This is a genomic window from Pseudomonas fluorescens, assembly GCF_002837185.1.
Classification (GTDB): domain Bacteria; phylum Pseudomonadota; class Gammaproteobacteria; order Pseudomonadales; family Pseudomonadaceae; genus Aquipseudomonas; species Aquipseudomonas fluorescens_AM.
In genome coordinates this window covers 93,899-104,282 of sequence record NZ_KZ478003.1, presented here as the reverse complement: position 1 = coordinate 104,282, position 10,384 = coordinate 93,899, and the positions used below count along the sequence as shown (strand labels likewise).

The window sequence follows — 10,384 nt, the reverse complement described above, 5'->3', positions numbered from 1 at the left end:
TTTTGGTTACTTTTGGGGCTCTTTTCCAAAAGTGACCCGCTGTAAAAGCGGAACCCATAGCAGCCGTTACCGCAGAAACGGATATGTACTCGGTCTGATCCAGCATCCTGGTCGACCCTGAGACCGCCATCGGGGGGCAAGCCCCCTCCCACATTAGGGCGGTGTACATCCATGGATGGTCATACTCAGGGCTTATGCTTGAAACCCGGCACGCAAATTCCGCCCACTAACCTTTCGATCTGTTCCAAGTGCGGGCACAATGCGTGTCCTTTTTTGGCAGGCACCGCCGCAGGCTCTCAAAAATGATCAAAACGCCGTACTACCTCATCGATAAACAGAAGCTTCTGGTCAACATGCAGAAGATTGCCTACGTGCGCGAGCAGTCCGGCGCCAAGGCTCTGCTGGCACTCAAGTGCTTTGCCACCTGGTCGGTGTTCGACCTGATGCAGCAATACATGGACGGCACCACCTCGTCGTCGCTGTACGAGTTGAAGCTCGGCCGCCAGAAGTTCGAAGGTGAGGCGCATGCCTACAGCGTGGCCTGGGCCGATGATGAAATCGAAGAGATGCTGGACAACTGCGACAAGATCATCTTCAACTCCATCAGCCAGCTGCAGCGCTTTGCCGAGCGCAGCGAAGGCAAGACCCGTGGCCTGCGGGTCAACCCGCAAGTGAGCAGCTCCGATTACCTGCTGGCCGACCCGGCGCGTCCGTTCAGCCGCCTGGGCGAATGGGACCCGGTGAAGATCGAAGGGGTGATCGAGCAGATCTCCGGCTTCATGTTCCACAACAACTGTGAAAACGGCGATTTCAGTCTGTTCGACAAGATGCTCGGCACCATCGAAGAACGCTTCGGCGCGCTGCTGCACAAGGTCCAGTGGGTCAGCCTCGGCGGCGGCATCCATTTCACCGGTGAAGGCTATGCGTTGGACGCGTTTTGCGCACGCTTGAAAGCATTCTCCGAGAAGTACGGCGTGCAGGTGTACCTGGAACCGGGGGAAGCGGCGATCACCAACAGTGCGTCGCTCGAAGTCACCGTGCTCGACACCCTCTACAACGGCAAGAACCTCGCCGTGGTCGACAGTTCCATCGAAGCCCACCTGCTGGACCTGCTGATCTATCGCCTCAACGCCAAGCTGGCGCCAAGCGAGGGCGAACACACCGTAATGGTGTGCGGCAAATCCTGCCTGGCCGGGGACATCTTCGGCGAGTACCAATTTGATCGTCCGCTGGCCATCGGCGATCGGCTGTCGTTCATCGACACCGCAGGCTACACCATGGTCAAGAAAAACTGGTTCAACGGCCTGAAAATGCCGTCCATCGTAGTGAAACAACTCGACGGTACAGTCGAAGTGGTTCGTGAATTTGGTTACGACGACTACCTGTCCAGCCTTTCGTAAGCTGGCGGATAAAGGAGAGATAAAGCAATTGAAAAAGAACGTTCTTATCATTGGTGCAGGAGGTGTCGCCAAGGTGGTGGCCCACAAGTGCGCGCAGCACAACGACGAACTTGGTCGTATTGCTATCGCGTCGCGCAACATCTCCAAATGCCAGGCCATCATCGACAGCGTCAAGGCCAAGGGTAGCCTCAAGGTTCCCGCCGACATCCAGGCCTTCGCGCTGAACGCCCTGGACGTGGAAGCGACCAAGGCCCTGATCCGCGAGACCGACTCGCAGATCGTCATCAACGTGGGTTCCGCGTTCCTCAACATGTCGGTGCTGCGCGCCTGCATCGACACGGGCGTGGCGTACCTCGACACCGCCATCCACGAAGAGCCGGGCAAGGTCTGCGAGACCCCGCCGTGGTACGGCAACTACGAATGGAACCACCTGGAAGAGTGCAAACAGAAGAACATCACCGCCATCCTTGGCGTGGGCTTCGACCCGGGTGTCGTCAACGCATACGCCGCGCTGGCGCAGCAACAGCATTTCGACCGCATTGATTCGATCGATATTCTCGACGTCAATGCCGGCTCCCATGGCAAATACTTCGCCACCAATTTCGACCCGGAAATCAACTTCCGCGAGTTCACCGGACAGGTGTGGAGCTGGCAGAACAGCCAGTGGACCAGCAACACCATGTTCGAAGTCAAACGCACCGACGACCTGCCGGTCGTCGGCTCGCAGAACCTCTACCTCACCGGCCACGATGAAGTGCACTCGCTGTCGAAAAACCTCGACGTGCCCAACGTGCGCTTCTGGATGAGCTTCGGCGAACACTACATCAATGTGTTCACCGTGCTGAAAAACCTCGGCCTGCTCTCCGAGAAACCGGTCAAGACCGCCGAAGGCCTGGAAGTGGTACCGTTGAAAGTGGTCAAGGCCGTCCTGCCCGACCCTTCTTCGCTCGCCCCCGGCTACACCGGCAAGACCTGCATCGGTGACCTGGTCAAAGGCACCAAGGATGGCCAGCCGCGCGAGATGTTCATCTACAACGTGGCCGACCACGAAGAAGCCTTTGCCGAGACCGACAGCCAGGGCATCTCCTACACCGCCGGCGTGCCACCGGTCGCCGCCGCGCTGCTGGTAGCGCGTGGTGAGTGGGATGTGAAACACATGGCCAACGTCGAGGAACTGCCGGCCGAACCGTTCCTGAAAGCGCTGGACGTGATGGGCTTGCCGACCCGTATCAAGGACGCGCACGGTGATCGGACCTGGAATGCGCCTGCCTGACGGGTGATCGCTGGCCGAACAAAGAAATGCGCCCTCAGGGGCGCATTTTTTGTTGGGGCGCGGATACCCAATAAAGCAACGCGATCGCTGTGGGAGGGGGCTTGCCCCCGATAGCGGTACGTCAGATTCAGGTAAGCAGGCTGACCCACCGCTATCGAGGGCAAGCCCTCTCCCACATTGGATCCGGGCCTACCTGCAGGCACCCCGTGTGCTTTTACAGGTAAACTCCCCTCCTTTCCCTCTTCTGCACGGAGTTCGCCTTGCGTCTGTTCCACACCTCCGACTGGCACCTTGGGCAAAACCTGCACGGCCAGGAACGCGACTTCGAACACGCCTGTTTCCTTGAATGGCTGCTGGACCAGTTGAAGGTCCATCGCCCGGATGCGCTGTTGATCGCCGGCGATATTTTCGACACGGTCAACCCGCCGCTCAAGGCACAGGAGCGCCTGTATGACTTCATCATCAGCGCCCACGAACAAAATCCGACACTGACGATTGTGATGATTGCCGGCAACCATGATTCCGGTTCGCGCATCGAACTGCCCGCACCGTTGATGCGCCGCCTGCGCACCCACGCCCTGGGCCGGGTGTTGTGGCTCGATGATGGCCAGTTGGATGCCGAACGCCTGTTGATCCCGTTGCCGGATGCCAAAGGCAAGATCGCCGCCTGGTGCCTGGCGCTGCCGTTCCTGCGCCCGGCGGAAGTCACGGGCGCGCAGTTGGGCGATGATTACCTGCAGGGCATCGGCCAGGTGCATGAATGGCTGATCGCCGCCGCCAATGCCAAACGCAAAAAAGGCCAGGCGCTGATTGCCATCAGCCATGCGCACATGGCCGGTGGGTCGGTGTCGGAAGACTCCGAGCGCAGCCTGATCATCGGCAATGCCGAGGCGCTGCCGGCCAAACTATTCGATAGAAGTGTCGGCTATGTCGCCCTCGGCCATTTGCACAAGCCGCAGAAGGTGAATGGCGAAGAGCGCATCCGCTACAGCGGCTCGCCGATTCCGCTGTCTTTTTCCGAAATCGGCTACAAGCACCAGGTGCTCGACGTGACGTTCCAGGGCGAAAGACTGGTCAGCGTCGAACCGCTGCCGATTCCGCGTTCGGTCAACCTGCAACGCCTGGAAGCCGCGCCTCTGGCAGAGATCCTCAAACAGCTGGCCGACTTGCCCGATGTGGATTTGCTGGCCGAAACCCAACGGCACCCGTGGCTTGAAGTCCGGGTACGCCTTGACGAACCCCAGCCGGACCTGCGCCAGCAGATCGAAACCGCCCTGCAAGGCAAGGCCGTGCGCCTGGTGCGCATCGCCGCCGAATACGCAGGCATTGGCCCGCGCGAAGACGGTGACGAAGAGCGTCTGGTCGAACTCGACCAACTCACCCCTCAGCAATTGTTCAGCCGCGCCTGGCAGGACAGCTATGGCAGCGAAGTGGATGAACAGACCTTGAAGGACTTCGCCGTGCTGCTCCAGGAAGTGCAACAGGAGGCTGAACAGCCATGAAGATCCTCGCCATCCGCCTGAAAAACCTGGCGTCCCTGGCCGGGCCGTTCGAAATCGACTTCACCGCCGAGCCGCTGGCCAGTGCCGGTCTGTTTGCGATCACCGGGCCGACCGGCGCCGGCAAGAGCACCTTGCTCGATGCGCTGTGCCTGGCGCTGTTTGGCGCGGTGCCGCGCCTGGGTGATACCGGCCAGGCCAAGATGCCGGATGCCGACAGCGACATTTCCATCGGCGACCCGCGCACCCTGCTCAGGCGGGGCACCGGCGGCGGCTATGCCGAGGTGGATTTCGTCGGCGTCAGCGGCCGCCGCTACCGTGCACGCTGGGAAGCCAATCGCGCGCGCGACAAGGCCAGCGGCAAGTTGCAGAACAGCCGCCAGAGCCTGATCGACCTGGACAGCGAACAGCTGCTGGCCAGTCAGAAAACCGAATACAAGACCCAGCTGGAACTGGCCCTGGGCCTGAACTTCGAACAATTCACCCGCGCGGTGCTGCTGGCGCAAAGCGAGTTCAGCGCCTTTCTCAAGGCCAACGACAACGAGCGCAGCGAACTGCTGGAAAAACTTACCGACACCGCGCTGTATACCCAACTGGGTCGCCGTGCGTTCGATAAGGCCAAGGATGCCAGGGACGTTCACAAACAGTTGCAGGACCAGGCCAGCGGCGTGGTGCCTCTGTCTGGCGAAGCGCGCGCCGAGCTGGATCAACAGCTGGGCCAGGCACAACAGCAACTCAAAACCCAGCAGGCCCAACTCAAGCAGTTGGAGTTGCAGCACACCTGGCTCAAGGAGTTGCGCGAGTGGCAGGAGCGCCAGCAAAGCGCCGCCGAGCAGCTGCAGCAAGCCCAACAATTGTGGGACAGCCAAGGCCAGCAGCGCCAGGACCTGACGCGCCTGGACCAGCTCGCGCCGCAGCGCCATCACTTCGTGCGGCGCGCTGAACTCGACGCATTGCTGGCCCCGCTCGCCGCGCAGATTCAACAGCACCTTGAGCAACAAACCGCGCTGCACAGTCGCCAGGAACAGGCACAACAACAGCAGGCCGCCGCTCAATCGGCCCTGACCCAAGCCCAGCAGAACCAGGCACACGCCGCGCCCTTGCTGCGCCAGGCCTTCGAAGAACAGACCACCCTCACCCACTTGACCAAAGACCTGGCCAAGCGCACCGAGGACAAACAGCAGCATGAAAGCGCCTGCCGCGAAGGCCAAGCCTTGCTCAAGGGCCTGCAGGACAAGCAGGCCCAGGTCGCCGAGCGTCTGCAAAGCCTGGCCACCGAACTGGAGCGCAGCGCCACCCTCGCGCCATTGAGCGATGCCTGGACGGCCTACCGCGACCGCCTGCAACAACTGATGATAATCGGCAATCGCCTGAAACAGGGCGAGGCCGAACTGCCGCAACTTGAACAGCGCGTCAACGCCGCCGTCGAGCAATTTACCCAGCAACGCGAAGCCCTGGACCTGCTGTACCAGGAGGCCGGCGCCGAACCGCACGCGGTGGCCGAACAGATTCAATTGCTCGCCAGCCTCCTGCAGGACAATCGCAAGCAACAACGCGCCTTCGAAGACCTCGCCCGCTTGTGGGGCAGTCAGCAGCAGCTCGACACACAGGCCGGCGCCCTGGCGCAAAAACTCACCGACGCGGCGCAGCAACGCGAGCAACTGAACCAGACCGGCCTGCAAACCAAAGCCGAACTGACGGTGGCCGAGCAAACCCTGACGGTGACCAAACAACTGCTGGAGCGCCAGCGCCTGGCCCGCAGTGCCAGCGTCGAGGAACTGCGCGAACAGTTGCAGGATGACCAGCCCTGCCCGGTGTGCGGCAGCCACGAACATCCATATCACCAGCCCGAAGCGCTGTTGCAGAGCCTGGGTCGCCACGATGAAAGCGAAGAGGCCGCAGCGCAGCAAGCCGTCGAGCGCCTCAAGGAAACACTCACCGAGCTACGCGGCGAAGTGGGTGGGCTGATCGCTCAACAAAAGGAATTTTTGGCACAACAGGAACAGCTGGCGCTGCAGCAGCAGGCGTTGGCGCCGAGCCTTGAAGCGCACCCACTGTACGCGACGCTGTTGCATCAGGACGCCGTCAAACGCACCGACTGGCTGGCCCAGCAACTGGCCCAACTGACGCAAAGCATCGCCCAGGACGAACAGCGCCAGGGCGCCCTGCTCAACCTGCAACAAAACGCCGGCCGTTTGCAGCAGCAGTTGCAGACCGCCCAGGACGCCAGCCAGCAGGCCCGCCAAGTGTTGCTCGACCAGCAGCGCGCCCTGGCCAGTGACCGCGAGCGCCTCGATACGGAGCTCGCCAGCTTCGCCAGCCTGTTGCCCGCCGCAACCCTGGAAGGCTTGCGCAGTGAGCCGGCGGCGACCTTCCTGCAGCTTGACCAGCAGGTCAGCCAGCGTCTCGAACAACTGGCCCATCAGCGCGATGAACTGGCGGAACAGCAAGCGCGCCAGCAGGCCATTGAAAAACAACAGACCCATCAGCAGCATCGCCAGCAGCAGTTGGAAGCACTGAATCTGCAGGTCGCGCAGCTCTGCACCCAGCAACACGACGCCGAGGCCAAACTCAGCGCCCTGCTCGGCGAGCACAAGAGTGCCGAACAGTGGCAACAGCAGCTGGACCAGGCCGTCACCCAGGCGCGGCAAAGCGAAGCCGACGCCAGCCAGGAGTTGCACGCGGTGCACACGGCGCTGGTGCAACTGGTCGCCGATCTCAAGGCCCTGCTTGAACGTCAGCAAGCGCTCGAGACGGAGCAACAGGCCCTGGACACGCGTATCAATGCGTGGCGCGCCGCGCACCCCGAGCTCGATGATGAAGGCCTGGCCCGTCTGCTGGCCTTCGACGAGGCCCAGGTCACAGACCTGCGCCAGCAGCTGCACACCCGCGAAAAAGCCGTCGAGCAGGCCAAGGTTTTGCTGCAGGAGCGCGAACAGCGCCTCGCCGAGCATCAGGCCTTGCACACCGGCAACCTGGACGCCGAACAGCTGGACACCAGCCTCGCCGCGCTCAACCAGCAACTGGCCGAGGGCGAGAAACACTGCGCCGAACTGCGCGCCCGCCAGGCCGAAGACCAGCGACGCCAGGACGCCAACCACGCCCTGGCCGAACAGATCGCCAAGGCCTATGACCAATGGCAGCGTTGGGCCCGCCTGAATGCGCTGATCGGCTCGGCCACCGGCGACACGTTCCGCAAAATCGCCCAGGCCTACAACCTCGACCTGCTGGTGCACCATGCCAACGTGCAATTGCGCCAACTGGTGCGCCGCTACCGCCTTAAACGCGGCGGCAGCATGCTTGGCCTGCTGGTGATGGACACCGAGATGGGCGACGAGCTGCGCTCGGTGCACTCGCTGTCAGGCGGCGAAACCTTCCTCGTCTCCCTGGCGCTCGCCCTCGGCCTGGCCTCGATGGCTTCCAGTACCTTGAAGATCGAGTCGCTGTTTATCGACGAAGGTTTCGGCAGCCTCGACCCCGAATCCCTGCAACTGGCCATGGATGCCCTGGACGGTTTGCAGGCCCAGGGGCGCAAAGTGGCGGTGATCTCCCACGTGCAGGAAATGCACGAACGCATCCCGGTGCAGATCCAGGTCAAGCGCCAGGGCAACGGCTTGAGCACCCTGGAGGTCAAGTGAGCGAGGCGCTGCTGTATTCGTTCCGGCGCTGCCCCTATGCCATGCGCGCGCGGTTGGCGCTGCGCTATTCAGGCGTACCGGTCGAGATCATCGAGGTGAGCCTCAAGGCCAAACCGGCGCAAATGCTGGCGTTGTCGCCCAAGGGCACCGTGCCGGTGTTGAGCCTTGACGGCCGGGTGATCGAGGAAAGCCTGGAGATCATGCAATGGGCGCTGGCGCAGCACGATCCCGATGATTGGCTGCTGCAAGGCGACCCTGCGGTGCTGGCGTTGATTGCCGAGAATGACCAGGTGTTCAAACATCACTTGAATCGATACAAGTACGCCGAGCGCTACCCCGAACAACCAATGGAACATTATCGGGCCGAGGGTGAGGTGTTCCTGCAGAAGCTGGAGGACTTGCTGGCGGACCGTGAGTACTTGCTCGCCGGGCACCTGAGCCTGGCGGACGCGGCGGTGGTGCCGTTCGTGCGACAGTTCGCTCATGTGGATCGTGAATGGTTTGCGGGGGCGCCGTATCGGCGGCTTCAGGCGTGGCTGCAGCGGATTCTGGAGTCACCGCTGTTTATGGCGGTGATGGCAAAACCCTGAAACCAACATCAATCAACCTGTGGGAGGGGGCTTGCCCCCGATTGCGGTCTATCAGTCATCGGTGCGTTGTCTGACAGATTGCTATCGGGGGCAAGCCCCCTCCCACAGGTTGATCTGTGTCAGCCCTGGGTCTTGTGATCCAGTGCGGCATAGAAGTTGGCGCTTTGTTGCAGGTACTTCTGGGTATAGGCAGTGGTGCCGGATTTTTTGCTGGTGACGTCCACGCTGGCTGCCGCAGGCAGGGCTACGGTCGCGGAAACAGCGGAAGCGGCGATGATCGAGAAAAGATTGAAGTTCATAGCGGTAACCCTCGTGTGCGTTCGTTTTGGTGGCCGGGGAGGCCTTGGAACCCAACTTACGCCCGAGGGTTGAACCTTAGAAATGCTTTGAAACAGTAGCCGTCATCAATAAAATTAATAGTAAAGCTCAGGCCCCGCGTTTTGGGGCCTGTGGCTTATTGACGCACCAGGAACTTGAGGTCACTCGGCGCATCGATCGGCAATTTCTGCACGGTTTTACCCAGCAGGCCGGTCTTGGGGTCGCGCTCGACCACCACGATTTCATTGCTTTTCTGGTTGGCGATCAGCAGGAACTTGCCGCTCGGGTCCAGGCTGAACTCGCGCGGGTGGTCGCCTTCGACCGAGCGACGCTGGATTTCCTTGAGGTGCGCGGTGGCCGGGTCGATGCTGAAGACGACAAGTTGATTGGCCGTGCCACGGTTGCTGACGTAGAGAAACTTGCCATCGCTGGAGGCGTGCAGCGCAGCGCCGGCTTTATCGGACACCGGTTGGCCGGCGGCGAAATCCACCAACTGGGTTTGCGCAAGCTTGCCATCGTTGTAGTCGAAGACCGCCACCTGGGCGCTCATCTCGGTGGTCAGCCAGGCATGCTTGCCATCGGCGCTGAACAGCAAGTGGCGCGGGCCGCTGCCCGGTGGCAGTTGCACGGCGGCCGGCTCGGCCGGGGTCAGCGGCAGCTCGTGGTTGGCCTTGGGGTCGTAGCGGTAGGCAAACACTTTGTCCGCACCCAGGTCCTGCACGAATACATACTTGCCGTCCGGCGACGACACCACCGAATGCACGTGGTTGGAAGCCTGGCGTTCAGGGTTCACACCGCTGGCCGGGTGCCCGCTCAACTGCACCGGCGCCGACAGCTTGCCGCGGGTGTCCAGCGGCAAAATCGCCAGGCTTCCGCCCGGGTCTTCCACCACCGAATAGTTGGCGACAAACAGATAACGCCCGTCGGCGGCCACACTGGAGTGGGTCGGCTCATTGCCCAGGCTCTGCACCTGATTGATCAGGGTAAGCTGATGGTTCTGCGGATCGATGCGGTAGCTGCTGACGCGACCGACCACATCGTCCTGACCCGGACCGTTTTCGTTGACCACAAACAGCTGCGTCTGGTCCTTGGAAAGCGTCAGCCAGGACGGGTTGGCGGTTTTCGCCGCCAGCACCGGCTTGCCGCTGAACTGCCCGGTACGGCTGTCGAATTGCAGGCGATAGATCCCTTCGCTGCTGCCGGCGGTATAGCTGCCGACCAACAGTGCATGGGTATCGGCCGGTGCGGCCTGCACCGACATCGCGCCAACACTGCCGGCCATCAGCAGGGGCCAGAATTTACGCATCATCATCCGCTTCGTCCTCGTCGTTATTGTTGCCGGTGACACCACTCATGCAAACCAGGCGATGCTCGCCCGAGTCACCGGTAAGGGTCCAGCTTTGCAAGGTTTGATCAAACACCGCCGCATTGACTTGCTCCAGACTGAAGCTCCAGCGTTTCTCAGCGCGGCCATCCATGCAGGTGATCAGCAGCAGTTGGTCATCCAGGCTGAAATCAAAGGTATGCAACCCATCAATTTCGACCATCTGGCAATCTTTAAACGCATCGAGCAAAGTAGCGGTGTCGGCAGTCATGACATCAATCATCAAGGGGAAAGACCTCATGATAGGGCAAATTGCTGCATCAACCTAAGCCCCTGACCAGC

8 protein-coding genes are annotated in these 10,384 nt (G+C 61.5%); 5 read left to right on the top strand and 3 right to left on the bottom strand.

The window, feature by feature from the left end; genetic code table 11:
* Positions 1–302: 302 nt before the first annotated feature.
* The 5 genes from CIB54_RS18090 (at position 303) to CIB54_RS18070 (ending at position 8,400) form a co-directional block, all read left to right on the top strand.
* Positions 303–1,400 (top strand): carboxynorspermidine decarboxylase, encoded by a 1,098-nt coding sequence (locus CIB54_RS18090; protein WP_065887408.1) that lies wholly within the window; start codon positions 303–305, stop codon positions 1,398–1,400.
* Between the two features lie 28 nt (positions 1,401–1,428).
* Positions 1,429–2,673, top strand: a complete 1,245-nt coding sequence (locus CIB54_RS18085; protein ID WP_101220536.1) for a saccharopine dehydrogenase family protein — start codon at positions 1,429–1,431, stop codon at positions 2,671–2,673.
* A 260-nt stretch (positions 2,674–2,933) separates the two neighbouring features.
* Positions 2,934–4,175 carry an exonuclease SbcCD subunit D C-terminal domain-containing protein gene (locus CIB54_RS18080; RefSeq protein ID WP_101220535.1) on the top strand — a complete coding sequence of 414 codons (1,242 nt, stop codon included), beginning with the start codon at positions 2,934–2,936 and terminating at the stop codon, positions 4,173–4,175.
* Complete coding sequence (locus tag CIB54_RS18075) at positions 4,172–7,810, top strand: SbcC/MukB-like Walker B domain-containing protein (protein ID WP_101220534.1); 3,639 nt, start codon at positions 4,172–4,174, stop codon at positions 7,808–7,810. The genes CIB54_RS18080 and CIB54_RS18075 overlap by 4 nt, the downstream gene beginning before the upstream one ends.
* Positions 7,807–8,400, top strand: a complete 594-nt coding sequence (locus CIB54_RS18070; protein ID WP_101220533.1) for a glutathione S-transferase — start codon at positions 7,807–7,809, stop codon at positions 8,398–8,400. Before CIB54_RS18075 ends, CIB54_RS18070 begins: the two co-directional genes overlap by 4 nt.
* Positions 8,401–8,519: 119 nt before the next feature.
* On the opposite strand, the gene CIB54_RS18065 is transcribed toward CIB54_RS18070, so the two are convergent.
* The 3 genes from CIB54_RS18065 to CIB54_RS18055 all read right to left on the bottom strand — a co-directional run bounded on the left by CIB54_RS18065 (position 8,520) and on the right by CIB54_RS18055 (position 10,313).
* The gene (locus tag CIB54_RS18065) at positions 8,520–8,699 is read right to left on the bottom strand and encodes a hypothetical protein (protein ID WP_065887413.1); all 180 of its coding nucleotides are present in this window, start codon (positions 8,697–8,699) and stop codon (positions 8,520–8,522) included.
* Positions 8,700–8,854: 155 nt separating this feature from the next.
* The gene (locus CIB54_RS18060) at positions 8,855–10,030 is read right to left on the bottom strand and encodes a lactonase family protein (RefSeq protein WP_065952501.1); all 1,176 of its coding nucleotides are present in this window, start codon (positions 10,028–10,030) and stop codon (positions 8,855–8,857) included.
* Positions 10,017–10,313 (bottom strand): DUF5629 family protein, encoded by a 297-nt coding sequence (locus tag CIB54_RS18055; protein WP_065952719.1) that lies wholly within the window; start codon positions 10,311–10,313, stop codon positions 10,017–10,019. Before CIB54_RS18055 ends, CIB54_RS18060 begins: the two co-directional genes overlap by 14 nt.
* Positions 10,314–10,384: the final 71 nt, after the last annotated feature.